The organism is Alteromonas sp. BZK5 (genome assembly GCF_014349115.1).
GTDB lineage: Bacteria > Pseudomonadota > Gammaproteobacteria > Enterobacterales > Alteromonadaceae > Alteromonas > Alteromonas macleodii.
In genome coordinates, this window is sequence record NZ_JACSOE010000001.1 from 124,057 (window position 1) to 148,329 (window position 24,273).

Consider the following 24,273-nt stretch of genomic DNA (forward strand, 5'->3'; position numbering starts at 1 on the left):
CTAAAAAAATGGATTCAAATTTAGCGACCTGTACCTTACTATTGTGAACAAATAATAATAAAAGCTTAGCGGTGACAGTGCTGTTTCAGAGCCTATGGCATCACTTGCTTACAACAGCTTGCAGTACTGAAGTAAGGGTAGTTGAGTGTTTAGAACGTTGAAAATCCCAATTGGGCTTGTCATTGCATTGACGATGTCGGTGCTGGCGCTCTCTGTGGTAATTGTTAATAAATTAGAACACAACGCTTCTGTGGTGGATGTGGTTAAAGACAATATCGCGACGTTAAGTAACGCTTTGTCGCTGCAGTTATCGGTTTTCATGGAGCGTAGTCCCGGTGATAACGCATTATTTTCCTCTCTTTTTCAACCGATAAAAGAACACGATAATCTTATTTCCGCCACGCTATATGACAACGACTATCAAGTCATTTCCACCATTCAACCTGATTCCTTAAGCCAGCTTTCCAATCAATCTGTTCCTCTTGATCCTGCAGAAATTCCATTTGGTGTTACGCATTACGACAATGTTATCACTGCCCATCAAATTGTAGGCAGTAGCCTATACCCACTTGGACATGTTGTTCTTTATGTGGACATTGAAGACACCATGGCGGCAAGTTCAGCCCGCCAGCTCATTAAGCAAGTGCCTATCGTTATCGCAGTTTGGCTGCTTTGCACTGGCACTTGTGTCTTTATTTTATACCGTTTGATTTCTCCTATTGGGTCGCTGAGGCATTTTACTCAAGAAGTATTTGAGTCAAAAGACTATGCGCTGCGCAGTTCACTTAATACATCTAATGAAATTGGACAGTTATCGAATAACATTAATAGTTTATTGGATACCATTGAAGTTGAGTTACTTATCAACTTTGAGCAAAAGCAAACATTGGTTGATCAACAAGAAACCATGTCTCGTCTGGCAAACTTCGATAGTTTAACCGGTCTTCCCAATCGACAGTTTGTTCTCGATAACTTAAGACTTGAGCTAGCCAGAGCCAAAAGAAATGATGAAGACTTACTGCTCCTGTTTTTTGATTTAGATGGGTTTAAGGGCATCAATGATTCTTTAGGACATGAAACCGGGGATCTCATTCTCATAGAGGTTGCTGACAGAGTTCAGTGTTTGCTGCGCGACGGCGATTTATTCGCGCGACTGGGAGGGGATGAGTTCTTAGTACTGCCCGATAGAGATGTGACTACCGACCAAGCGCAAAGCTTGGCAACGCGACTTATTACCGCATTTGATGAGCCTTTTGAACTGCGTGGCTTATCACTAACGGTAGGTTTAAGCGTTGGAATCGCTACGGCTTCCGATGCGGGCTACGACCTAAGCGAGCTGATGAGCAATGCAGACCTTGCAATGTATCGTTCAAAAGCGCGAGGGCGGGGCAGCTACACACTGTTTACACCTGATATGGTTGAGTCGCATAAGCGTAAACTCCACTTAGCTAACGGTATTGAGCAGGGAATCAGCAACGATGAGTTTGTTGTTTATTACCAGGTTAAAGTTAACAACGAAGGGAATGTAATAGGCGTAGAAGCGCTTATTCGTTGGCAACATCCTGAATTTGGCTTGGTCATGCCGAACGAGTTTATCCCCATTGCTGAGCAGGGCGGTAAGATCACTGCAATTACCCGTTGGGTAATTAAGCGCGTTTGTATTGATATGCCAGATTTAAAACAATGGGCCACGTCTCCGTTTAGAGCCTCAATCAATTTATCTGGACATGATTTGCGAAGCTCGCAGCTGTTTGACTACATCTACAATACTTTCAAGCTCTATGACATCAACCCAGAAAACATTGAATTTGAAGTGACAGAAAGTGCGTATCTAGAAAACTTTACTCTTTCAAACAAGTTCTTCAGACGCATCGGAAATATGGGGTGCGCCATAGCTCTAGATGATTTTGGCACGGGTTATTCCTCGTTAAGTTACCTGACGCAAATCAATATCGACACGCTAAAAGTTGACCGACAGTTTGTAATGGAAATTCAAACTTCAGAGCGAAGCCGTCTTGTGACTGGGGCAATTATTGATTTGGCGAAAAGACTATCACTCTCGGTATGTGCTGAGGGCATAGAAAACCTTGAACAGTGGAATTACCTTAGAGAGCATGGATGTGACAATGTGCAAGGATTTATGTTTAGCAAGCCCATCCCCTTATCGGAGCTCACTTGTTCTCCCTCCCATTACAGCGATAGTAGTTTCTCTGTATAGCAAGGTATCGATAAAACCACTTTGACATACAGTGTTTCAAAGTGGTGTTTCTTTTTTGCAACATTTAACCTGTATGCTAAGTGCTTAATAGTACATTTATTTATATATGTTGCTGTTTTTAATTTGCTTTTTCTTTTTGGTCTGAAAATCGCATAAGCAGTTTGATTGCAATTATGATAGTGGTTAATTGAAGACTAGTGGTAGTATCCATGAGCTTTAATAGCAGAATAACCTGATAACACAGGGCTGGTATCAAAGCGGATTGAGAAGGATTTTAAAAGCGCTTAGCGGAGGATTCATGATGAAACGTCTCGAAAAAGTTTTCTTAGCACTTTGTGCTGTTGCTGCAGTACAAGCCATTTCAGTAGCGGACGCGTACGCAAGTCCAGCGCGCTCGTTGATGCAGGAATTAGACACAGATAAAGATGGTCTGATATCACTTAAAGAAGCGGTTCGACACACAGGTCTACTGCGTAACTTTGGGCTGATTGATGACAACGAAGATGGCAAACTTTCCGAAGCCGAATTGGCAAAAAGTAAGTTGACGCCAGGCAATGAAAAGCTCACAGCAAGTGAGTAGATAAAATAATATATTTAAGAGGGTAAGGTTCTGATAAACAAGGTTTCGTTTGGTGAGCGCTTGGTACAACTTGGTTCATTAAGGCAGTTGACGCTAGGTAGTTTTGTACTGGCCCTTATCCCTCTTATAGCCTTACTTTGGCAAAGTCAAAGCGACTTAGCCAAAGTGGGTCAAATGACAACACTTGAAACACGGTTTGTGGTTGATGTTGTTAGCGACATGCAAAGACTCGATAACGCAGTCGTTGACGTGGAGCGCAGCATTCGCCAATTTGCAGTGTTGAGAAATGATAGGGTGGCATCTCTTTCTGATAACGCCATCGATCAATTTGCAGTGGCCGCTGACAATCTATGTCAGGCTCTCTCTGTACCAGCTACCTGCACACGACTTTCAGAACAGCTAAATCAATTAGCCGAATATCGAGCGATTGAAGACCAGCTTTTACTTAATGCTTACCTTGCGTCAGTGGGCGATAGCGTCGACCAGCTTCGCGACGATGTAGAAGCCGCTATTAATGAACGTGTCAAAGTCCAGCAAGATGATTTAAATGCCATGCAAGCAAAACAAGCTTGGTCTACGGCTATGCTTGTAAGCGTTTCGTTATTGCTAATATTGATGGGGAGTCAGCTTATTGTGAACCCCGTTAACAACTTAAAAAAGATTATAAGGATCATGGCCCACAGCGATGGTCAGCTTCCACCCCTTTCAAGACAAGCGCCAAAAGAACTGATTGATGTAGAGAAAGACTTACATTGGCTTTATGATCGACTTCAGCAGTTGGAGCATATTAGAACCGCCTTGCTGCGACACGCTGCTCACGAGCTCAAAACTCCGCTTGCCAGCATTAAAGAAGGCTGCAGCTTGTTGTCTGAAAACGTGGTGGGCGAGTTGAATAACGGTCAACGCGAAGTACTTTCGCTACTTACTGCTAGTACGCAAAGACTCAACACGCTGGTGGAAAAGTTGCTCGACTACAACCTGCTGTTGCAACAAGCTCAGCCGAAAATGGTACAAAGTGACGTTGGCAAGTTAGTTTCTGCTTGTTTAGAAGATTACGCGCTTGCTATTCAGGATAGAGAAGTGGAAGTAAAGATAACCGCGTCCGAGGTGCGTATAGACGAGGAGCTGTTTAGAAGAATACTTGATAACTTGGTGTCCAATGCAGTCGCGCATGGCGCAGTTGGAAGACCGATAAATATTAGCCTTTATAACGAAAACGATAATCTTGTACTGGATGTTGCCAATCGCGGTAAGCGTATTGCTCCAGAGTCAGTACATACTTTATTTGAACCTTTTATCCGAGGAACCGAGCCGAGAAACGACAATGTCATTGGGACGGGTTTAGGGTTATCAATTGTTGCCGATTGCGCTCGACTGATGCATGGTGATGTGCGTGTTGTAGATGTAGACTATGCCGATGTTTGCTTTAGAGTGACCATTGGGCAACAGGAAAAATAAAATGAGAATAAGTGGTTTAATTGTCGCCTTACTGGTGCTGACAGGATGTCAGAGTTTAACCAGGAACAACGACAACGCAGGTGAGCCAGAAAAGGTGACGCCTGTAGCTAAAATAGAACGTGGCCTTTGTTTATTTGTTGAGCCTCCACAGGGGTTCGAGCACAATTGCGATGCAACGTATTGGCTTAACGCGTGGATTGATGCGGCTAACCAACCTTGGTTAGAGCGTAAGCAAGCATTAAAAGCGTTAGGTGATACAGCATCTGACACACTTCACGCCTACGTTTTAACACTACCAACAGATACACCTTATCAAGACAGGTTGCGCGCGCAGCTTGCCTTAAATGATATTGCTGGAACATTTACACCCACTGCGCAAGAAGTAGTGACTGTTATTGCTGCGTCGCACAACAATCAGATTATGCAGCTTGAATCTGCCATGGTGGTGTTGGAGCAAGAAAATACTTCTCGTGGCGAGAAAGTAAAAGCACTTGAAATTGAAGCAGTTAACCTGCGCAAAAAACTAGAAGAATTGTTGCAGATTGAAGCAACACTGATGGATAAAAACAGGAGTACACAACAGTGAGCGAAAAGGCGAGTAGTAACCCTAACTTATTGTTGGTAGATGACGATAAGAGCTTATTGCGCTTATTAACCATTCGTCTGGAAGGCGAAGGTTATGAGGTGACCGCAGTGGAAGACGGTCAATCAGCGTTAAGAAAGCTTCAAAACGACAACTACGATGTAGTATTGAGTGACTTGCGTATGCCGGGCTTAGATGGTCTGAGTTTGTTTGAAGAAATTATGGGAATTAGAAAAGATATTCCTGTAATTCTGATGACGGCTCACGGCACCATTGCTGATGCGGTAGCAGCCACTCAGCGTGGTGTATTTGGGTTTTTGCCTAAACCTGTCGATCACGACGAATTACGCGCGCTGCTGCAAAAAGCACTTAGCCAGTCTCAAGCTGCACAGCCTGGGGATTGGGCAAAGGACATCATTACCCGTTCTCCAGAAATGCTAAATGTATTAGACCAGGCGTTCCGCATTGCCCAGCGCGAAGTATCTGTGCTTATCAGTGGCGCGAGCGGTACAGGCAAAGAGCTACTTGCTAATGCTATTCATAAAGCCAGTAACCGCAGCGATAAACCATTTGTAGCCATTAACTGTGGCGCGCTACCTGAAAACTTACTCGAATCTGAATTGTTTGGTCATGCAAAGGGCGCGTTTACCGGCGCCGTAGCAGCTCACCCAGGTCTGTTTAGAGAAGCCGACGGCGGTACCTTGTTCTTGGATGAGATTGGCGATATGCCGATGACCTTGCAGGTAAAACTGCTGCGTGCATTACAAGAGCGCCAAATTCGTCCAGTAGGTAGCAGCAAGCACGTAGATATCGATGTGCGTATCATTTCTGCAACGCACAAAGACTTGCACAAAGAAATGGAAGAAGGCACCTTCCGCGAAGATTTATATTACCGCCTAAACGTGGTGAACCTAAAACTTCCGTCGCTGAAATCGCGAAGTGAAGATATTCCACTTTTGGCTCGCTCGCTGCTGCAGCAAAGCGCACAGCGTCACGGTGTGAATGTAAGCCAATTTTCTGATGACGCTATGCAACAGCTGGTAACCTCATCTTGGCCAGGTAACGTACGTCAGCTTGTGAATGTGGTCGAGCAGTGTGTTGCGTTAACGCAAACGCCTGTGATTCCACTTCACTTAGTAGAGCAGGCCTTGTCTGCTACCAAACAAAGCTGGCCAACGCTTACAGAGGCTAGAGACGCGTTTGAACAGCAATATTTGCACAAGCTTCTTAAAATGACCGACGGCAACGTAACGCGCGCGGCAGAGCTTGCTGGTAGAAATAGAACTGATATGCACAAGCTAATGAAAAAGCATGAATTAGACGCAGCTGATTTCAGATAGCCATAGTCGAGCTGAGAGAGTTATTAAACGCATCACTTTTTAGTGATGCGTTAAAACAGTGAATTCTGCTCTGGTTGAGTTTTAATAGACAGGTTATTTAGCACGAGTGATGGAGTAGTGTTGTTATACAAATCGATAAACTGCTGCGCTAACCAGGGAGCATCTTTGTTGTCGGGGCGGTGACAAAAAAAGTACACGTTTTTTCCTTCACTTTGCCAAATCTTCACTTTTTTCACCCAAGGCAATAAACAGCGTTGGTTGTCATCATCTATATCATTGCTTACAAAGCGGACAACGGGAGTATGTCCTGTAGCGATAACGTTTACCGGAACACGGGGCTTTTTCTCTCGTACTTCCTCTAGCATCGCTCGTCTATTGTTTCCCCCTGCGTCTAAAGACCCAGTAAACAGTGCTCGGGTGTCCATAATGATTCTGTTCGCTCCGTGGCGGATCAAAAGTTGATTAAGCGCCTTTTCCTCATCACCCTTTGCAAAAAACGCCAAGTGTCGCACTTCAACCGCTATGTTTAATTCTTGAGGTAACGCCGCTAAAAAGGTATCCAAAATGGATAGCTTTTCTGGCCCAAAAGAAGCGGGCAGTTGCAGCATCATAACTCCTAGCTTTTCTTTCAACGGGCTTAATAAAGCAAGCTGTTGGGCAACCTCTTCATCACAATGCTGTAATTGATGTACATGAGTAATGTTCTGGTGAAACTTGAAAGTAAATCTGAAGTGACTGGGTACTGAATCGCACCATCTCGCTACAGCGTCTTGGTGGGGAAGAGAGTAAAATGTGGTATTCCCTTCAACCGTATTACACTCCTTGGCATACAGCGACAATCCATTATCAGACTTGGGATAATTAGCAAACCAGGTGCTTGGCCAATGGCTGTGTTGCCACATTGGCAATCCAATATAGAGATTTCCTTGTGATATGGCTGATTTGTGCATATTTGTCATTGGGCTTTATCAAGCATTTGTTTATACTATGCGGCCTTTAAATCATTACATTATGCATGTTGTGGGCGGGCCAGCTAATTGGCCAGCAAGTTTACGCGATTTTCGGCAAAGTCTTAAGCCCAAAAATGAGCGGTTTTGAACGCCAATTCACTGCATGCGAAGCAAGAGAAAAACATCAGGGGTCAAGGACCATGCGCACAGATTACTGTGGGAATATCGATTCATCATACATTGGACAAGAAGTTACCCTTTGCGGGTGGGTTAATAAGCGCCGCGATTTAGGCGGTGTAATTTTCATCGACTTACGCGACCGCGAAGGTATCGTACAAGTGGTGTTCGACCCAGATTTACCAGACGTGCTATCGGTTGCTAACACGTTGCGTAGCGAATTCTGTGTAAAGCTAACGGGTAAAGTGCGTGCGCGCCCTGAAGGTCAAGTTAACAAAGACATGCGCACAGGTGAGATTGAGATCCTAGGCACAGGCCTTGAAGTGATCAACAAGTCTGACGTGCTTCCATTGGACTGGAACCAAGAAAACTCAGAAGAACAGCGCCTTCGCTATCGTTATCTAGACCTTCGCCGTCCCGTAATGAGCCAGCGCTTACAGTTTCGTGCAAAAGTAACCGGTGCTGTACGTCGTTTCCTAGAAGAAGAAGGTTTCCTTGATATTGAAACGCCTATTCTTACTAAGGCAACGCCAGAAGGTGCACGTGACTACCTAGTGCCAAGCCGCACACACAAAGGTGAGTTCTTTGCACTTCCGCAATCGCCACAGCTTTTCAAACAGCTTCTGATGATGTCGGGCATGGACCGTTACTATCAAATTGTTAAGTGTTTCCGCGACGAAGACTTACGTGCTGACCGCCAGCCAGAATTTACCCAAATCGATATTGAGACTACGTTCTTAGACGCTGACGGCGTAATGTCTATTACCGAGCGTATGATCCGCGACTTGTTCAACAAAATGCTAAACGTTGACCTTGGTGACTTCCCGCGCATGACGTATAAAGATGCCATGGCGCGCTTTGGTAGCGACAAGCCAGACCTACGTAACCCGCTAGAGTTAACAGACGTTGCAGACTTGCTTGCTAACGTTGACTTTAAAGTATTCAGCGGCCCGGCAAACGACCCTAAAGGTCGCGTTGCGGCAATTCGCGTACCGGGCGGTGCTTCACTTTCGCGTAAGCAAATTGACGACTACACCAAATTTGTAGGTATTTACGGCGCGAAAGGTCTAGCTTGGATTAAAGTTAACGATGCTGGTGCAGGTCTTGAAGGTCTACAGTCGCCAATCCTTAAATTCCTAACGGAAGACATCACTAACGCCATGCTAGAGCGCACAGGCGCACAAAGTGGCGATATTTTATTGTTCGGTGCAGACAGCTACACTGTGGTTACCGAAGCGATGGGCGCACTTCGTCTTAAGCTTGGTGAAGACTTTGAGCTTCTTGAAGGCGAGTGGAAACCACTTTGGGTTGTTGACTTCCCAATGTTCGAAGAGTTTGACGGTCAGCTTCACGCTATTCACCACCCGTTTACCGCGCCACGTGGTTTAACGCCAGAAGAACTTAAAGCTAACCCAGCAGAAGCCTTATCTGACGCTTACGATATGGTATTGAACGGTGTTGAATTAGGCGGTGGTTCTGTACGTATTCACAATGAAGACATGCAGTCTACGGTATTCAACATTCTTGGCATTGACGATGAAGAAGCGAAGAATAAGTTTGGCTTCTTGCTTGACGCGCTGCGCTTTGGTGCGCCGCCGCATGCCGGTCTTGCGTTTGGTCTAGACCGTCTGGTAATGCTTATGACTGGCGCGACGTCTATTCGTGATGTGATGGCATTCCCTAAAACGACCACAGCGGCATGTCCGTTAACATCGGCGCCCAGCCCTGCAAACCCACAGCAGCTTGAAGAGCTCGCTATTGCAACGGTGAAAAAGCAATCGTAATTTATGGCGTACAAGAAGCCTGAATCTGCACTGGTAGTGTTGTATGACCAACACTACCGAGTGCTGCTTTTGCAACGACAAGACGACCCCACCTTTTGGCAGTCGGTAACCGGCGCGCTAGAAGAGGGGGAGCTACCTTTAGAAACGGCATATCGTGAAGTGTGTGAAGAAATTGGCATCGATGCCAAAGCACACGGCTTTGTGGTTAACGACCACGATAAGCAAAACCAATATGAAATTCGTAGCCGCTGGCTACATCGTTACCCTCCTGGTACTGTGCACAACACAGAACACGTATTTTCCCTTCAAATAAACAGCGATTTACCCATTGTCTTAACAGAGCACTTGCAGTACGAATGGGTGTCGAAAGACGAAGCGCTCGCGCGTTTATGGTCTCCCTCTAATAAAGAAGCGGTATCTTTGTTTGTACCGAGTGCGCCTTAATGGTTATACTGGGTATAGATCCAGGTTCTCGGATCACAGGCTACGGTTTAATTGCACGCAAGCAAGGTAAACTGGTGTATGTCGCAAGCGGATGCATTCGCGTTGGAATGGCAGATTTGCCCTCTCGTCTTGCTAATATCTTTACCGGGGTTGGCGATATTATTCGTCAATATAAACCCGACCAGTTTGCTATTGAGCAAGTATTTATGGCGAAAAACCCTGATTCAGCGCTGAAGCTTGGTCAGGCCAGAGGTGCCGCCATTGTGGCAGCCACCCAAGCGCAACTTCCTATTGCTGAATACAGCGCAAGGCAAATTAAGCAGTCGGTAGTTGGAAAAGGTGGCGCAGATAAAACGCAAGTTCAGCACATGGTAAAACACCTGCTTAGCTTAAGCGGCACCCCCCAGGCTGATGCTGCCGACGCATTAGCCGTTGCCTTGTGTCATGCACACACCGAACAGAGCCTGATAAACATGGCAGGGCAAGCCCGAAAAACCGTTCGTGGTCGTTTGCGCTAATACTGCTCGAAGCTCACGCTTTTACAGAGATAATTCATGATTGGACGAATTCGCGGTACGTTGGCTGAGAAACAGCCTCCAGAAATTCTTGTAGATGTAGCCGGCGTTGGCTACGAAATTCACATGCCTATGACCAGTTTCTACCAGCTTCCCGCGGTGGGTGAAGAAGTGGTGGTGTACACACACTTTGTGGTTCGTGAAGACGCCCAGTTGCTGTTTGGTTTTGCTGATAAGATGGAAAGAGGGCTTTTTAGAGAATTGATCAAAGCCAATGGTGTAGGCCCGAAGTTAGGCCTTGCTATTTTATCTGGTATGTCGGCAAGCCAGTTCTTGGCAAGTGTACAAAATGAGGACGTTTCTGCGCTCGTCAGCTTGCCAGGTATAGGTAAGAAAACCGCAGAGCGTTTAGTGGTAGAGCTTAAAGACCGCTTAGCAAAATTTGGCAAGGCGCAGAGTATTGCTGTACCGCCCCCAAGTGGCGACTTGTTATCCACCAATACTATTGTTGAAGTGAACGACGCCCGGGAAGAAGCGCAAAGTGCGCTTATTGCCCTAGGCTATAAACCTGCTCAAGCGAGCAAGTTAGTCGACAGCGTATATAAAGAGGGCATGGAAAGTGAAGCCCTTATTCGCGAATCATTAAAAGCGGCCATATAATGGCGCTCAACGAAGACAGCGGTTCTTGGTCTGTCTGTCTTCACGTCACCCTTTAAAGTAGAACTATCATGATTGAAGCCGACAGACTGATTACGCCTGAAGCCAGCACCGAAGATGAGGTCATCGACCGCGCCATTCGCCCTAAAATGCTGGAAGACTATACGGGGCAGCCTCACGTATGTGAGCAAATGGAGATTTTTATTCAAGCTGCGCGTAATCGCGACGATGCGCTAGACCACCTACTTATATTTGGTCCGCCAGGGCTCGGTAAAACCACGCTTGCAAATATTGTGGCGAACGAAATGGGCGTGAATATTAAAACCACGTCTGGCCCCGTGCTTGAGAAAGCTGGGGACTTGGCTGCACTGCTTACCAACCTTGAGCGCAACGATGTATTGTTCATCGATGAAATACATCGCCTAAGCCCAGTAGTAGAAGAAATTCTCTATCCTGCCATGGAAGACTACCAGCTTGATATTATGATAGGCGAGGGGCCTGCAGCCCGTTCTATTAAACTGGATCTCCCTCCGTTCACTCTTGTGGGCGCAACCACGCGCGCAGGCTCGCTAACGTCTCCATTACGCGACCGTTTCGGTATTGTTCAGCGCCTTGAGTTTTACAACGTAAAAGACCTCACCAGTATTGTGGCAAGAAGCGCCAGCTATCTTAATTTAGACATGAGCGAGGAAGGCGCGCAAGAAGTGGCACGTCGCTCGCGGGGCACGCCGCGTATTGCCAATCGTTTGTTACGCCGTGTTAGGGACTATGCCGAAATCAAATCTGACGGTACTGTGGTCGCTGACGTTGCTGCTAAAGCTTTAGATATGCTTGACGTAGATAAAGAAGGTTTCGATTACATGGACCGCAAATTGCTTACTGCTATTATCGAAAAGTTTGATGGTGGGCCAGTAGGCTTAGACAATTTGGCAGCAGCCATTGGTGAAGAGAAAGAGACCATAGAAGACGTAATTGAACCCTTCCTTATCCAGCAGGGCTTTTTACAGCGCACGCCTCGAGGCCGTATTGTGTCGCAGCGCGCTTATCTTCATTTTGGCTTCGCTCCGTCAGAATAATTTACCGTCCCTTTGTAAGAAGGTTGAGATTCGTTTTAAAGGCCTAGCAGGATTGCTGGGCTTTTTTTGGCAATACAGAAAATACAGAAGCCGTTTCAAACGCTACAAGAAAATGCTCGTATGGGGGAGCTGTCAGTTCAGAGCATTGAAAGGGGATAGCGAATTATTGCGTAGCGCAGGTTAAGCATGGGCCGCCAATATTTTGTGTTGTACCGATGCTAAATTACAGGCAAAAAAAAGCCCGCTCATTGAGCGGGCTAAAACAACAAGTGTTGAAGGAAATAAATCCAGGGAACTCATGTCTAACAGGAGAATAACTCTTGCATGACCGTGCGAAGCACCATCACGCTCTGTACGACTGATGCTGTGCATTATAGAGAGAGCAGAAAAAACCACAATTGAGTAAAATTGTTGTTTTGAATTAGAAAAACTAATGTGTTAACTGGGTGTTTAATATTGGTTTGATTTTGATTAAATGTTAGATTTTATGGGGCTTGTGAAGTGTTTTTGTTCTGTATTTTGTCGCGATAATTAGTTATTTCAACTCTGCTTTGGATTATTAAATTTTTGGGTAAGGGAATAGTTATGCATTTTCATCAGGTAAGAGTGTATTACGAAGATACCGACGCAGGCGGTATCGTCTATTATGCGAATTACCTAAAGTTTATGGAGCGAGCCCGTACAGAGTGGCTTCGCGAGTTAGGTTTTGAACAAGACACACTGATGGAACAATCCATCGCTTTCGTCGTCAAACACGTTGAAATGCATAACTATGCGCCTGCACGGTTTAATCAACTGTTGAGTATTGAAACTCGCGTTGTAGAATTAAAAGGCGCTAGTATGACGTTTCAACAAATTATTAAAAATGAACAAGGCGTTACGTTGGTATCGGGAGATATCAAGGTTGCCTGCGTCGATTTGGCCGTTATGAAGCCAAAAAGATTACCACGTACTTTGTTAGGGGAAATTTCGCGTGTCATCTGATCTCACTTTTATTGGCTTGTTTTTACAAGCGAGTTTTATTGTTCAACTAGTTATGCTTTTGTTGCTAAGCGTGTCGATAGCGTCGTGGACGTTTATCTTCCAACGCAGCAAAGCGTTGTCGGCGGCACGCAACGAAATGCGTCAGTTTGAAGATAAGTTCTGGTCAGGCGCTGACCTGAATCGTCTTTATCAAGAGCTTTCCGCCAGAACTAACCTAACAGGCATGGGCAGCATCTTTTGCTCAGGCTTCAAAGAGTTTGTTCGCCTGCGCAAATCTAACACCGCCACCAACGGCATTGTTGACGGTACATATCGTGCCATGCGTGTTTCTATGTCTCGCCAAGTCGAAGAATTAGAAAGTCGTTTACCCTTTTTAGCCACGGCGGGCTCAATCAGTCCTTACATCGGTCTATTCGGTACTGTGTGGGGGATCATGAATGCCTTCATCGCACTAGGTGAAGTGCAGCAAGCTACCCTTGCTATGGTAGCCCCCGGCATTGCAGAAGCGCTTATAGCGACTGCTATTGGCCTGTTTGCCGCTATTCCTGCGGTTATTGCCTACAACCGTTTCAGCCATCAGGTTGAGAAGCTAGAAAATAGCTACGGCAACTTCATGGAAGAGTTCTCTGCAATCCTTCATCGCCAAGCCGTTGCTGCGCAAGCACAACAACAAGCCTAAGCGTTTACATTCCAAACGGAGGACTTGTTATGTATGTAAGAAAACGCCGCAGGCCGGTATCAGAGATAAACGTAGTGCCCTACATCGACGTGATGTTAGTGTTGCTTATTATCTTTATGGTAACGGCGCCGCTTATTTCTCAAGGGGTAAAGGTAGATTTGCCTAAAGCAAGTGCCAACCCGATAGAGCAAGAAGATACACCACCTATTATTGCGTCAGTGGATGTTAAAGGTCGCTACTTCCTTAATGTAGGCGAAGACCAGGAATCGCCAATTAGCGAAGATGAGCTTGGCGCTATTGTAAAAGCACAATTGACCAAAGAGCCCAATACGCCCGTAGTGGTAAAAGGCGATGGACAAGTAGCGTATAACGAAGTGATACAGCTAATGGTGTTATTACAGCAGGCAGGTGTACCTTCAGTAGGGTTAATGACGGATCCGGTTGAGTAATATAGATATGTCGAAACCTGAAGTGTCGAAAAGCACGTCAACCGCTAGTCACTCAAACAACGCGAGTAACGGTGTAAGTGGTGATAAAAAGAACGGCAAACGTGCCAAGCAAGCCAACAGTATAAGCCCAGAACAAGTAGGCTTGTACAAGTCCATTGGTTTGCATCTTTTTATTGCTGCGCTGTTGCTAATTAGCGTCAGTTTCTCTCCTGACCCTTTGCCGAGTATGCCGTCGAATGCGCCTGTGATAGAAGCGACGTTTATTGATGCGCAAGCGATTGCGGATAAAAAAAGGGAGCAGGCACGAGCTGAAGCTCAAGCAAGAGCCGAAGAGCAAGAAAGGCAAAGAAAAGCAGAAGCCGCGGCAGAGAAAAAACGCCAGCAGCAGCTAGCAGCCAAGCGTGCGAAAGAGAAGCGTGAAGCAGAAGCGGCTGAAGCGAAACGTCAGAAAGACTTGGAGCGCTTAGCGGCGCAGAAGGAACAAGAGCGTAAGGAGCGCGAAGCAAAAGCGAAAGCTGAGGCTGAGCGAAAGAAAAAAGAAGCAGCTGAACGCGCTGAAATGGAAAGGATCATGCAAGAGCAGCTTGCGAAAGAACAAGCTGCTCAGCAAGAACGTAGGCGAAAACAGGTACTTACTGAAGTAGAGCGTTATACCGCGCTTATTCAGCAAACCATAAAGCGCAATTTGTATTCAGACGACAGCTATCAAGGTAAAACCTGTCGATTGAATATTCGGTTAGCAACGACAGGGTTTGTTACGAGTATTCGTGTACTCGGCGGCAATGATGCGCTGTGTAGAGCGGCTGAAAGCGCGGTTCGCAGGGCTGAAAAGTTACCGGTATCTGATGCGCCAGACGTTTACGAGCAGTTAAAAGACATTACTTTAAAAGTGGAATTATAGTGGTATGAAAAAACTAGGTTTATGGATAGCGCTTATTACGATGGCAATCAGTGCCAAAGTGTTTGCATCCTTAGAAATTGTGATAACCGAGGGCGTAGATAGTGCACGTCCAATCGGGGTTGTGCCATTTAAATGGAAAGGTCAGGGCAGTATGCCTGGCGATATTTCTAAAGTGGTGATGGCCGACTTAATGCGTAGTGGTAAGTTTAATCCGGTATCTGTCGACAAGATGCCACAGTATCCGGAAACAGCGGAGCAAGTGTCTTTCACTGCATGGGCAACCTTAGGTGTAGACACGGTTTTAGTAGGAAGTATTGAGCCACAAGGAGGCGACCGTTACCTTGTATCCTATGAGTTGATTGATGTACTTAAAGGGCAAGTTGACAATGGGCAGGCTAAAGTACTCAAAGACGGCAATTTGGTATCGAGTAATGATCACGTACTAGCTGCCCGTCAGGCAGTCATTAACGGCCGAGATTTTCGCCAGTATGCGCATCGAATTAGCGACATTGTCTATGAAAAATTGACCGGTGTTCGCGGTGCATTTTTAACGAAAATTGCTTACGTCATTGTTCGCGACCGTGACACGGTTGAAAAGCCTTACCAATTAGTCATTGCAGACTACGATGGCGAGAACGAAACGCGCTTGTTGTCTTCGCCAGAGCCGCTTATGTCGCCAGTGTGGTCGCCTGATGCCGAGAAGCTTGCCTACGTTAGTTTTGAAAATCGTAGACCGCAAATATTCATTCAGAATATCTACACCAGCGAGCGTACGCGCATTACTGATTTCCCTGGAATAAATAGTAGCCCGGTGTTTTCACCAGATGGCAAGCAACTTGCAATGGTTTTATCGAAAGATGGAAACCCTGAACTCTATGTAATGGACTTAGCAACAAAAAATCTTCGCCGAGTAACACGAAATAGAGCGATTGATACGGAGCCCGCGTGGCTACCAGACGGCAGTGGGTTAATATTTAGCTCGGAACGGGGTGGTAAACCCCAGATATATAGCGTAAATTTAAATTCTGGGAAAGTAAGGCGAGTTACCTTTGTAGGTGAACAGAACCTTGGCGGTACGATTTCCCCAGACGGCAAGCAAATGATTATGGTAAACCAAACTAATGGGAACTATCACATTGCGAAGCAGTCTTTGGATGGTGGATCACCTCAAGTACTGACACGGACGTACTTAGATGAATCACCAAGCGTAGCGCCGAATGGAAGCATGATTATATACAGCACCCTTCACGAGGGAACCCAAGTGTTGTCACTGGTTTCTTTAGATGGGCGTTTTAAAGCTAGGTTACCAGCAGCCAATGGGCAAGTTAAATCGCCAAGTTGGTCACCATTTTTGTTCTAACAATTTAACGACTAAACAATAAAATTTAAGGATTAGTAGGATGCAAATGAATAAAGTGATGAAGAGCTTCATTATCGCATTGCCAGTAGTGACAATGATGGCATGTTCTTCAGGCCCTAGCGAAGAAGAATTGGCAGCAGAGCGTAACCGCCTTGCACAAGAACAAGCGGCTGCAGAAGCGGAAGCACGTGAAGCAGAAGCACAGCGCGTTAAAGCAGAAGCTGCACAGCGTATGAAGCGTCAAGAAGAAATGGTTCAGCAAGAAATGGAAGCGCTGAAAAACGAACAAACCGTTTACTTTGACTTTGACCGCTCAAGCATCAAGCCAGAGTTCCAGCGTATTCTAGACAAGCACGCGGCGTTCTTGGTGAAAAACCCAAGCACTAAAGTGACTATTGAAGGTCACACTGACAGCCGTGGTACGCCAGAGTACAACATCGCGCTAGGCGAACGTCGTGCACAGTCTGTTGAAACTTACCTACTTAATGCTGGTGTAAGCAGCAGCCAAGTAACCGTGGTTTCATACGGTGAAGAAAAACCAGCAGTGATGGGTTCTACTGAGTATGCGTTTGCTCAAAACCGTCGCGGAGTGGTTGTTTACCGCTAATGACTATTCTAACGAATAAGACATTAAAAATGGGCGTCACTTTATGTGCCGCCCTTGCTGTTTCTACCGCATTTGCGCAAGCGCCTGTGGTAGACGCCAATGGCGGCAGTGAATTAGAGCAGCGTATTGTAGTGCTAGAGCGTATCGTTAAGAGCCGAACCGAAATGCAACACAGGCTTCAAACGCAACTAGACAATATGCAAATGGAAGTCGACCAGCTGCGTGGTGCGGTTGAAGTTAATACCAATGAACTTCAAAAAGTACTTGAGCGTCAGCGTGAGCTTTACCTTGAAATAGATAAACGCGTGGAAGCACTTAAGCAAAGCGGCGCGCTACAAGGTAGTGCCATGCCTAGTGCAGGTGTTGATTCGGGCTCTGTGAGCTCTCCAACAGCATCTACGCCAACGCAAGCTCCGCAAGCAGGTGAAGATGAAGCCTACGAAAATGCGGTGAATTTGATCCTTAAGTCTCGTGAGTACGATAAAGCCATTCCTGCGTTTCAATCGTTCATTTCACGCTTTCCCAACAGTGGTTACGCACCAAACGCGCACTATTGGTTAGGGCAGTTGCTGTTTAATAAGCAGCAGTGGAGCGAAGCAAGTGAGCAATTTAATATTGTAGCTAATCGCTTTACCGATTCTTCCAAGCGTCCTGATGCTTTATTAAAACTAGGTGTCATTGCTGAGCGAACGGGAGACAGTTCAACAGCACGTCAGCTGTTCCAACAAGTTGTAAATGATTACCCTGATTCTTCGGCAAAACGCCTCGCTGAATCTCGGTTAAATAACTTGTAATGAACAAAGCCTCTTTTAAAGAGGCTTTTTTATGAGTTAGAGAAAAGTTTTTTTCAAAAAATTCCATTTAGAGTGCATAAAACTTCTGCACCAAATTTCACTGTATTTCGTAGAAACCTGACTAAACTCAATTAGTACTGGTATAAATACTCAGCGATTTGTTTTCATTTTGACCGTTTAGTCGTAATTTGACAGAAAAATGAAAATAAAAGGACGTTATGGGTTGCGTCGAATAAAAATCTGAGTATTATATGCCGCCGTTGCCAAGACACAGGCAACAACAGGAAAGAAAGGGTCGTTAGCTCAGTTGGTAGAGCAGTTGACTTTTAATCAATTGGTCGCTGGTTCGAATCCAGCACGACCCACCACTTTCTCTCCTAGCATCAAATGATGGGTCGTTAGCTCAGTTGGTAGAGCAGTTGACTTTTAATCAATTGGTCGCTGGTTCGAATCCAGCACGACCCACCATCATTTGAATTGCGAAACTTATCTGTGTGTCACTTGATGGGTCGTTAGCTCAGTTGGTAGAGCAGTTGACTTTTAATCAATTGGTCGCTGGTTCGAATCCAGCACGACCCACCATCAAGTCTCAAACTCAAATATTCCTTTTTTAAATAATCTCCTCAGTACAAAACACCAATGCTTATTGCGTTTTAAAACGCTACTCGTCTCATTTGCACTTTGATCTGGTTTACCTAACCCCATGTAGTAGAACAGGTAAGCATAACTACGACTATTTAATTACCCTTATGTTGATTAGGTAGTGTGTAATTTTTATGACAGTTGGGTATAATCCGCACCCTTGTCGCAACAGAGATGTAGGTTAATGTCAGTAGCATTTCGAGTGGATCAGGTAGAGTACCCGTTCCCAGCAAAACCACAGCCATTGTCAGAAGCACGTAAAGCTGAATTAAAGGCTGAGATCAAAGCTTTACTTAAAGCCCGTAACGCTGTGCTTGTCGCACACTATTACACCGACCATGAAATTCAGGCACTCGCTGAAGAGACTGGTGGCTGCGTGGCAGACTCATTGGAAATGGCGCGCTTCGGAAGAGATGCACAAGAACAAACCTTAATTGTTGCTGGCGTTCGCTTCATGGGTGAAACGGCAAAAATTCTTAGCCCTGAAAAAACCGTACTAATGCCAACACTTGAAGCAACGTGTTCGCTTGATATTGGTTGCCCGGTAAAAGAGTTTAGCGAATTCTGTGATCAGCACCCTGACCACACTGTAGTGGTTTACGCAAATACATCAGCGGCAGTAAAAGCGCGCGCTGACTGGGTAGTAACGTCAAGCATCGCGCTTGAAATCGTTGAGCACTTAGACAGCCAGGGCAAGAAAATCATTTGGGGCCCTGACCGACACTTAGGCTCGTACATTGCCAAGCAAACGGGTGCCGACATGCTAATGTGGCAGGGCGAGTGTATCGTTCACGACGAGTTCTCTGCACAGAAACTAGCAGACATGAAAGCACTGTATCCAAACGCAGCAGTTCTGGTTCACCCTGAATCACCCGCAAGTGTGGTAGAGATGGCAGATGCAGTTGGCTCAACCAGTCAGCTAATAAAAGCCTCGCAAACCATGGATAACGACACCTTTATTGTTGCTACCGATAAAGGCATCTTTTACAAGATGCAACAACTTACTCCAGAGAAGACGTTTATAGAAGCTCCAACGGGCGGTAACGGCGCTACCTGTAAAAGCTGTGCTCACTGTCCTTGGATGGCAATGAACGGTTTAGAAGCGATTAAGGCGTCTTTAACGGGCGAAACTGATGGGCATGAAATCTTTGTTGATGATGAATTGCGTAAAGGCGCACTCATTCCACTCGATCGCATGCTTAACTTCTCAGCCGAGTTAAAAGCGAAGGGCGGGCTATAAGCGCACGTTTTATAAGCACTTGCTGAATATTTTCCAGCAAGTTCTTGATTAAGCGCGCGGCTTTACCTACTATACGCGCGCTCAAGGGTTTTCGTCGTTGAAATCTTCTTGATACAAAATTTGGAGAGATGGCTGAGTGGCTGAAGGCGCACGCCTGGAAAGTGTGTATACGTTTATAGCGTATCGAGGGTTCGAATCCCTCTCTCTCCGCCAAATACTGAGAACCGGCTTTAGGCCGGTTTTTTTGTGCCTACCGATCAGCGCTGGATGATGCGCGGACACTTCTCGCTTACGTAAAAAGAAACCCGCTATGAAGCGGGTTTCTTTTTAAACGCGATTGTTGCGACGCTGGTATGCTAAAGCTAATGGCTTTTCATCTGTGATGTCGCGCCGCTGCTAATTACTTCGCAACCTGCTGGTGAAGCTTGATTAGGTCAGGAAGCTTTTTCGCGTAAATCGCTTTCTTTGTACCTGGGTGAAGTAATTGGCTCACGAACGTGCGTAGGAAGCCAAGTACAAACGTTTGAACGCGATCAGCGTCTGCATCACTTGGGTTAGCAATAAGCTTTTCTGTCTCCGCTTGTACTTTGTGTACAATCGGGTCCATGGTGTCTTTTCCAGAAACTAGGTCATTACCAGTCACAACGCCTTTGCCAAGCAAGTCTCTAACTGCTGAGTATAAATCAGCAGAAACAGCATTAGACTGTCCCCAGTTCGCAATGTTGAATTCTTCAGCAATCTTATCTAGATCAGCAGTTGGGTCGTTCGACTTCAATAGGCTGTCGATAAGTTTATGGGCTTCAGTTTGTTTTACGGGTGTTGATAATTCTGACATGGTTACATTTAATGATTATGTGGGTGAGCGCGTTATAAATATTCTGCCAGACAATGTCAACCCGTTTGCCGCTAATAGAGGCAAGAACGGGCGAGGAGCTTGCTAAGACATGATGTAAACATGGCGAACAAAGCACCGAAATAGCACCGAAATAGCAAAGAAATATTACTGAAAGAGTAGCAAAATAGAGAAAAGGCACCTGCTGCCAAGCACCCTTTATCAAATGAGTAAACGGGCTACGCGGAGATCCTATTCTCTTTGTCTACTTTTTCTATCTTGCCTGTTCGACGTGCTGGAAAAGGCAACTTAATTGGACGTTTACCACTTAATGTAGCGTGTTCTGATTTCACACTATAGTTAGCGCTGTCTTTACTATGCATGCTCTTGGGGGTATCAGTTACATCGAAAAGCGGAGCAACAGGCTGTCTGTTTTCCTCTAGCTGGTAAGCAGTGACTTTGTTTTCGGTTTCTAAAAAGGCACTTCCAGCTTGCTTACCAAGCTTATAATCATGACGAAGTTGTGCGTCTGTACTACCTAACAATTTACTTTGAAGCTTATCAGACGCAAAAATTTGAATAACCTCTACGCCTTCTGGCGGGTTTTCAATAAACGCCAGCTCTTTTTGATACGCTTGTTCGTGCTGCAGCAGATAGTCGATGGTCTTTGGGCACGTGCCCGTTGCGCACATTACCGCGCTTAACTTTTGTAGCCAAGGCGACTGTACTTGAAAGCCTCTATCTACGATGCGAATAACTACGATTTTCGTCGCGCCGCGCTTGTACGCTTCGGTAACAGGCAACGGTGCAGCCAAACCACCGTCTAGAAAGAAATCGGTATTGGCTGCCTTTTTTGTCTCGACATCAATGTGCAGCGGTACGCCCTGTTTGTAAAGTAAGGGGAGGGCGCTCGAAGCCTTGATAAGATCGACCCAGTTGTGAGTACTTTTCATTGGATCGAGAAAATACGCCTGTCTGTCTCTGGAATTTGTAGCGGTAAATAAAATTTCTCTGTCCGCAACATTAGCCTTCGCAGTATCAAGATCAAGTAAACGGTTCGCTTCTTGGGTTTTGTCAAAGTACCAGTCTAAATCGACAATATGTTTGCCCATTAAACCTCTTCCCATTTGGAAAAAGCGTTTGTGTCGAGTTAAGCCGCGAATAAGACGCTTTGCATAGCCTTTTTGACGCGCCACAAAACTCGTTAAGTTCTGTGAGCCTGCTGATGTGCCGATAAGAATATCGAAAGGGTCGTGTCCGGCGTCTAACCATGTATCGAGTACGCCTGCCGTGAAAATTCCTCGCTGTCCACCACCTTCCGCAACCAAGGCAACTTTGTCATTGTTCGACATTTTAGCATTGCGTGCTTTTGAATAAGCGAGAGAAGGAGCAGATTGTTGACCCGACATGATAACCCTCTATTTGACCATGACTATAAATTGACTACTTGGTCTAATTGTAGGGAGATCACGACGCCGGAGAAAATTGAAAGAATAAATCGGACTGATAGGAAATAACTGATACTGAAACATTTTTTGTTATTTCATTGTGATTTTTGTGTTTACATTTTGATCGTTTAATCGCAGTCTAACAAAGTGTTGAAAGCTAAACTTTCATTGGGAGTCAATAATGAAAATTGCCGTGTTAGGTGCGGGAAGTATTGGATGTTATGTAGCGGGCTGCCTGTTAGCCTCTGACCCCACATTGAGTGCCGCTAATGCGCTTACGCTCATTGGCCGTCAGCGTTTATATGATGATATTACTGCTAATGGTCTTAAAATAACGGATTGGCAAGGGCGTGAGCAGCTAACAAAGCCTGAGCATATCGCTTTTTCAATTGAGAACGATAGTTTAAGTCATGCTGACGTCATTTTGCTTTGCGTTAAAAGCCAAGATACCGAGCAGGCTGCTGCGATAATCAATCAGCATGCAAAGCAATCAGCAGTCGTAGTCAGTCTTCAAAACGGAGTGGGTAATGCACACCTGCTTCGCCAGCACATAAAACAATGCGTAATTGCAGGTATGGTGCCTTTCAATGTTTTTTATAAAGGTAACGGCCATTTTCACTGTGGTACTGAGGGTAATATTGCCCTTGAAGACCCCAATAACCAATGTAGTGACATCATAAAAGCGCTTAACAACGCGTCGTTGCCCGTTAAGGTCTATAACGATATGGAAGCTGTACAGTATGGCAAACTCATTATGAACTTGAATAACGCGGTCAATGCACTGTCGGGTATACCGCTAAAATCTCAGCTAGGGGATAGGCAATACAGGTTGGTTATGGCAAAGGTGTTGTCCGAGGCGTTAGCAGTATTAAAAGCGGAAGGAATTACACCAGCAAGAACCGGTAAGGTCATTCCCAAACTGATGCCAAAAATTATGAAGCTACCTAATTTTTTATTCAATGTGGTGGCTTCATCTACGCTTAAAATAGATCCGGAAGCACGTTCATCAATGTTTGAAGATTTAGCGCTGGGGCGACGAACGGAAATTGATTATTTGAACGGCGAGATAGTCAGGCTCGGTGAAAAAAATCACATAGCTACGCCAGTGAATAAGCATATTGTTAACCTGATCAAACAACACGAAGTTGCTCAAAAAGGAAGTCCTCACTTACCGGCAAATGCTTTACTGCTTAAGTGAAACGTCTATCTAACGGTGTATTTTAACGTTAAATATTACAGTTTTGTGTCATTTTTATGTCAGAACACTTGATTCTTATAATAAAGTATATATCCTGCGCGCAAACTTCCGTTATATTTAGTGTGCTTTGCTTTTTCAAAATCGTTTTTCTTCTTGTCTTCTGTTGAGTACTTTATGTGCGTCGCTTTTCCATACGACGGTTTTAGCGTCTGAGGTTGATGTCGAGCGTGAATCTAGCGCAACGTTCTCTCAGTACAATGGCAACGGCCTTTCATTTCAAAGCGACAACAATACCTTCTCACTACGCGTGCGCGGTAGACTTCAGTTTCGCTATGCCAATCCCGGTATAAGCCAGCCTACCGAGCGTGCTGACTTTGAGCATAATGCCGGTAATCAATTTGGCGTTAACAGGGCGCGGGTTAAATTAGACGGTCACATTGGTTTGCCCTGGATTAAATATGGTGTGGAATACGATGCTGTCGATCAGCGCACGCTCACCGCTACACTATCCTTTGAAAAGTATGACGCGCTTCGGTTTAAGGTTGGTCAGTGGAAAGTCGAGTATTCCAGAGAGCGCAGTGTAAGCAGTGGCGGCCAGCAAATGATGGATCGTTCAATCATCAACAGAATATTTACGCTAGATAGGCAAATGGGGGCATCCCTTTACGGAAATCTTGATGGCCCAGGCGCGGCCAATTTCAATTACTGGGTAGGAGTATTCAATGGCTCAGGCCGTGGTGATTATAGCAATCACGATGGCGAGAATATGTATACAGGGCGATTACAGTGGAATTTCTTAGGTGAGTCTGTCGGGTTTAAAAACAGTGACATTAAACGAACAGCTACCCCCAAAGCAGCGCTAGCAATAGCAGGGGCGAAGTTCAAAAGCCAGTTTACACGTTTTTCATCGTCTGGCGCTGGCAATTTAGCCAACTTTAGTGCGGGCGAAATCGAAGGTCAGTACGACATTAAGCAGTTTGTGATTGATGGTGCCTATTTTTATAAAGGGTTTAATGCTCAAGCGGAATATCATGAAAAAGATATTGTAGATTTAGCGAATAACAATAAAGAAACTACGCTGCGCGGCTATTATGTGCAGGCGGGTTATTTCTTGAGTGAATCAATCAGCTGGTGGCCAGAGCCCCTTGAAATGGCTGCACGCTTCGGGACCTATTCGCCCCGAGACAGTGAACAAGACGAACGCTTTTTTGAAAAGACAGTAGCATTCAACTATTTTTTTAACGGCCACAAAAACAAACTAACCGCAGAGGTAAGCAGGGTTTCACTGGATCAGTTCGATACTGAAGTAGGGGACGAGACCATCTATTCTCTGCAGTGGGACGTCAGTTTTTAACTA

At 45.4% G+C, this 24,273-nt stretch carries 23 protein-coding genes and 4 tRNA genes; 24 read left to right on the top strand and 3 right to left on the bottom strand.

The genetic code is table 11. The features are described 5' to 3' along the window. The first annotated feature begins 145 nt into the window (after nt 1–145). From BIZ39_RS00500 to BIZ39_RS00520, 5 genes are all read left to right on the top strand, one after another. Entirely contained in the window at nt 146–2,218 is a 2,073-nt protein-coding gene (locus tag BIZ39_RS00500) for a putative bifunctional diguanylate cyclase/phosphodiesterase (RefSeq protein ID WP_187446111.1), read from the top strand. A gap of 298 nt (nt 2,219–2,516) precedes the next feature. Then, the gene (locus BIZ39_RS00505) at nt 2,517–2,798 is read left to right on the top strand and encodes a calcium-binding protein (protein WP_223866688.1); all 282 of its coding nucleotides are present in this window, start codon (nt 2,517–2,519) and stop codon (nt 2,796–2,798) included. Nucleotides 2,799–2,858: 60 nt separating this feature from the next. Next, on the top strand, nt 2,859–4,256 hold the full coding sequence (locus BIZ39_RS00510) for a sensor histidine kinase (protein WP_187446112.1): 1,398 nt from the start codon (nt 2,859–2,861) through the stop codon (nt 4,254–4,256). A gap of 1 nt (nt 4,257) precedes the next feature. After that, nucleotides 4,258–4,842 carry a hypothetical protein gene (locus tag BIZ39_RS00515; RefSeq protein WP_014948856.1) on the top strand — a complete coding sequence of 195 codons (585 nt, stop codon included), beginning with the start codon at nt 4,258–4,260 and terminating at the stop codon, nt 4,840–4,842. Further along, nucleotides 4,839–6,179: a sigma 54-interacting transcriptional regulator gene (locus BIZ39_RS00520; RefSeq protein WP_014948857.1), complete on the top strand. Its 1,341-nt coding sequence runs from the start codon at nt 4,839–4,841 to the stop codon at nt 6,177–6,179. The genes BIZ39_RS00515 and BIZ39_RS00520 overlap by 4 nt, the downstream gene beginning before the upstream one ends. Before the next feature lie 50 nt (nt 6,180–6,229). Here BIZ39_RS00520 and BIZ39_RS00525 read toward each other — a convergent pair whose 3' ends face one another. Then, entirely contained in the window at nt 6,230–7,081 is an 852-nt protein-coding gene (locus tag BIZ39_RS00525; RefSeq protein WP_187446113.1) for a DUF72 domain-containing protein, read from the bottom strand. A 248-nt stretch (nt 7,082–7,329) separates the two neighbouring features. On the opposite strand from BIZ39_RS00525, the gene aspS reads away from it, so the two are divergent. From aspS to BIZ39_RS00610, 17 genes are all read left to right on the top strand, one after another. Then, nucleotides 7,330–9,090 (top strand): aspartate--tRNA ligase, encoded by a 1,761-nt coding sequence (aspS, locus tag BIZ39_RS00530; protein ID WP_187446114.1) that lies wholly within the window; start codon nt 7,330–7,332, stop codon nt 9,088–9,090. Nucleotides 9,091–9,093: 3 nt separating this feature from the next. After that, nucleotides 9,094–9,534: a dihydroneopterin triphosphate diphosphatase gene (gene nudB, locus BIZ39_RS00535; RefSeq protein WP_187446115.1), complete on the top strand. Its 441-nt coding sequence runs from the start codon at nt 9,094–9,096 to the stop codon at nt 9,532–9,534. Next, nucleotides 9,534–10,052: a crossover junction endodeoxyribonuclease RuvC gene (gene ruvC, locus BIZ39_RS00540; RefSeq protein WP_187446116.1), complete on the top strand. Its 519-nt coding sequence runs from the start codon at nt 9,534–9,536 to the stop codon at nt 10,050–10,052. The genes nudB and ruvC overlap by 1 nt, the downstream gene beginning before the upstream one ends. A gap of 36 nt (nt 10,053–10,088) precedes the next feature. After that, nucleotides 10,089–10,709, top strand: coding sequence for a Holliday junction branch migration protein RuvA (ruvA, locus tag BIZ39_RS00545; protein ID WP_014978754.1), 621 nt, complete (start codon nt 10,089–10,091; stop codon nt 10,707–10,709). A 68-nt stretch (nt 10,710–10,777) separates the two neighbouring features. Next, nucleotides 10,778–11,782, top strand: coding sequence for a Holliday junction branch migration DNA helicase RuvB (gene ruvB / locus BIZ39_RS00550; RefSeq protein ID WP_187446117.1), 1,005 nt, complete (start codon nt 10,778–10,780; stop codon nt 11,780–11,782). 585 nt (nt 11,783–12,367) lie between these two features. Continuing rightward, nucleotides 12,368–12,766, top strand: coding sequence for a tol-pal system-associated acyl-CoA thioesterase (ybgC, locus tag BIZ39_RS00555; RefSeq protein WP_187446118.1), 399 nt, complete (start codon nt 12,368–12,370; stop codon nt 12,764–12,766). Beyond that, entirely contained in the window at nt 12,756–13,445 is a 690-nt protein-coding gene (tolQ, locus tag BIZ39_RS00560; RefSeq protein WP_014948866.1) for a protein TolQ, read from the top strand. Before ybgC ends, tolQ begins: the two co-directional genes overlap by 11 nt. Before the next feature lie 29 nt (nt 13,446–13,474). Next, nucleotides 13,475–13,894 (top strand): protein TolR, encoded by a 420-nt coding sequence (gene tolR / locus BIZ39_RS00565; RefSeq protein ID WP_061485248.1) that lies wholly within the window; start codon nt 13,475–13,477, stop codon nt 13,892–13,894. 7 nt (nt 13,895–13,901) lie between these two features. Continuing rightward, the gene (gene tolA, locus BIZ39_RS00570; RefSeq protein ID WP_187446119.1) at nt 13,902–14,795 is read left to right on the top strand and encodes a cell envelope integrity protein TolA; all 894 of its coding nucleotides are present in this window, start codon (nt 13,902–13,904) and stop codon (nt 14,793–14,795) included. A 4-nt stretch (nt 14,796–14,799) separates the two neighbouring features. Further along, entirely contained in the window at nt 14,800–16,155 is a 1,356-nt protein-coding gene (tolB, locus tag BIZ39_RS00575; RefSeq protein ID WP_187446120.1) for a Tol-Pal system beta propeller repeat protein TolB, read from the top strand. A 40-nt stretch (nt 16,156–16,195) separates the two neighbouring features. Then, on the top strand, nt 16,196–16,762 hold the full coding sequence (gene pal / locus BIZ39_RS00580) for a peptidoglycan-associated lipoprotein Pal (protein ID WP_014948870.1): 567 nt from the start codon (nt 16,196–16,198) through the stop codon (nt 16,760–16,762). Beyond that, a complete protein-coding gene (gene ybgF / locus BIZ39_RS00585; protein WP_014948871.1) occupies nt 16,762–17,556 on the top strand; it encodes a tol-pal system protein YbgF in 795 nt (264 codons plus the stop codon). Before pal ends, ybgF begins: the two co-directional genes overlap by 1 nt. Nucleotides 17,557–17,848: 292 nt before the next feature. Then, nucleotides 17,849–17,924 (top strand) — tRNA-Lys (locus BIZ39_RS00590). Nucleotides 17,925–17,948: 24 nt separating this feature from the next. Beyond that, a tRNA-Lys gene (locus tag BIZ39_RS00595) sits at nt 17,949–18,024 on the top strand. A 38-nt stretch (nt 18,025–18,062) separates the two neighbouring features. Then, nucleotides 18,063–18,138, top strand: a tRNA-Lys gene (locus BIZ39_RS00600). 244 nt (nt 18,139–18,382) lie between these two features. After that, a complete protein-coding gene (gene nadA, locus BIZ39_RS00605; RefSeq protein ID WP_039227298.1) occupies nt 18,383–19,438 on the top strand; it encodes a quinolinate synthase NadA in 1,056 nt (351 codons plus the stop codon). Nucleotides 19,439–19,560: 122 nt separating this feature from the next. Next, nucleotides 19,561–19,651: transfer RNA gene (locus tag BIZ39_RS00610), tRNA-Ser, on the top strand. 187 nt (nt 19,652–19,838) lie between these two features. Here BIZ39_RS00610 and BIZ39_RS00615 read toward each other — a convergent pair. Next, a complete protein-coding gene (locus BIZ39_RS00615; RefSeq protein WP_039233464.1) occupies nt 19,839–20,273 on the bottom strand; it encodes a hypothetical protein in 435 nt (144 codons plus the stop codon). Between the two features lie 236 nt (nt 20,274–20,509). Further along, entirely contained in the window at nt 20,510–21,679 is a 1,170-nt protein-coding gene (locus tag BIZ39_RS00620; protein WP_187446121.1) for a patatin family protein, read from the bottom strand. Nucleotides 21,680–21,899: 220 nt separating this feature from the next. On the opposite strand from BIZ39_RS00620, the gene BIZ39_RS00625 reads away from it, so the two are divergent. After that, complete coding sequence (locus tag BIZ39_RS00625) at nt 21,900–22,916, top strand: 2-dehydropantoate 2-reductase (RefSeq protein WP_061094624.1); 1,017 nt, start codon at nt 21,900–21,902, stop codon at nt 22,914–22,916. A 163-nt stretch (nt 22,917–23,079) separates the two neighbouring features. Then, the gene (locus BIZ39_RS00630; protein WP_239240890.1) at nt 23,080–24,270 is read left to right on the top strand and encodes an OprO/OprP family phosphate-selective porin; all 1,191 of its coding nucleotides are present in this window, start codon (nt 23,080–23,082) and stop codon (nt 24,268–24,270) included. The last annotated feature ends 3 nt before the right edge of the window (nt 24,271–24,273 follow it).

Excerpts from the sequence above, each read along its gene's own strand:
- BIZ39_RS00505 (WP_223866688.1), top strand. The coding sequence starts at position 2,517 with ATGATGAAACGTCTCGAAAAAGTTTTCTTAGCACTTTGTGCTGTTGCT.
- BIZ39_RS00515 (WP_014948856.1), top strand. The coding sequence starts at position 4,258 with ATGAGAATAAGTGGTTTAATTGTCGCCTTACTGGTGCTGACAGGATGT.
- BIZ39_RS00525 (WP_187446113.1), bottom strand. The coding sequence starts at position 7,081 with ATGTGGCAACACAGCCATTGGCCAAGCACCTGGTTTGCTAATTATCCC.
- aspS (WP_187446114.1), top strand. The coding sequence starts at position 7,330 with ATGCGCACAGATTACTGTGGGAATATCGATTCATCATACATTGGACAA.
- nudB (WP_187446115.1), top strand. The coding sequence starts at position 9,094 with ATGGCGTACAAGAAGCCTGAATCTGCACTGGTAGTGTTGTATGACCAA.
- ruvC (WP_187446116.1), top strand. The coding sequence starts at position 9,534 with ATGGTTATACTGGGTATAGATCCAGGTTCTCGGATCACAGGCTACGGT.
- ruvA (WP_014978754.1), top strand. The coding sequence starts at position 10,089 with ATGATTGGACGAATTCGCGGTACGTTGGCTGAGAAACAGCCTCCAGAA.
- ruvB (WP_187446117.1), top strand. The coding sequence starts at position 10,778 with ATGATTGAAGCCGACAGACTGATTACGCCTGAAGCCAGCACCGAAGAT.
- ybgC (WP_187446118.1), top strand. The coding sequence starts at position 12,368 with ATGCATTTTCATCAGGTAAGAGTGTATTACGAAGATACCGACGCAGGC.
- tolR (WP_061485248.1), top strand. The coding sequence starts at position 13,475 with ATGTATGTAAGAAAACGCCGCAGGCCGGTATCAGAGATAAACGTAGTG.
- tolA (WP_187446119.1), top strand. The coding sequence starts at position 13,902 with ATGTCGAAACCTGAAGTGTCGAAAAGCACGTCAACCGCTAGTCACTCA.
- tolB (WP_187446120.1), top strand. The coding sequence starts at position 14,800 with ATGAAAAAACTAGGTTTATGGATAGCGCTTATTACGATGGCAATCAGT.
- pal (WP_014948870.1), top strand. The coding sequence starts at position 16,196 with ATGCAAATGAATAAAGTGATGAAGAGCTTCATTATCGCATTGCCAGTA.
- ybgF (WP_014948871.1), top strand. The coding sequence starts at position 16,762 with ATGACTATTCTAACGAATAAGACATTAAAAATGGGCGTCACTTTATGT.
- nadA (WP_039227298.1), top strand. The coding sequence starts at position 18,383 with ATGTCAGTAGCATTTCGAGTGGATCAGGTAGAGTACCCGTTCCCAGCA.
- BIZ39_RS00615 (WP_039233464.1), bottom strand. The coding sequence starts at position 20,273 with ATGTCAGAATTATCAACACCCGTAAAACAAACTGAAGCCCATAAACTT.
- BIZ39_RS00620 (WP_187446121.1), bottom strand. The coding sequence starts at position 21,679 with ATGTCGGGTCAACAATCTGCTCCTTCTCTCGCTTATTCAAAAGCACGC.
- BIZ39_RS00625 (WP_061094624.1), top strand. The coding sequence starts at position 21,900 with ATGAAAATTGCCGTGTTAGGTGCGGGAAGTATTGGATGTTATGTAGCG.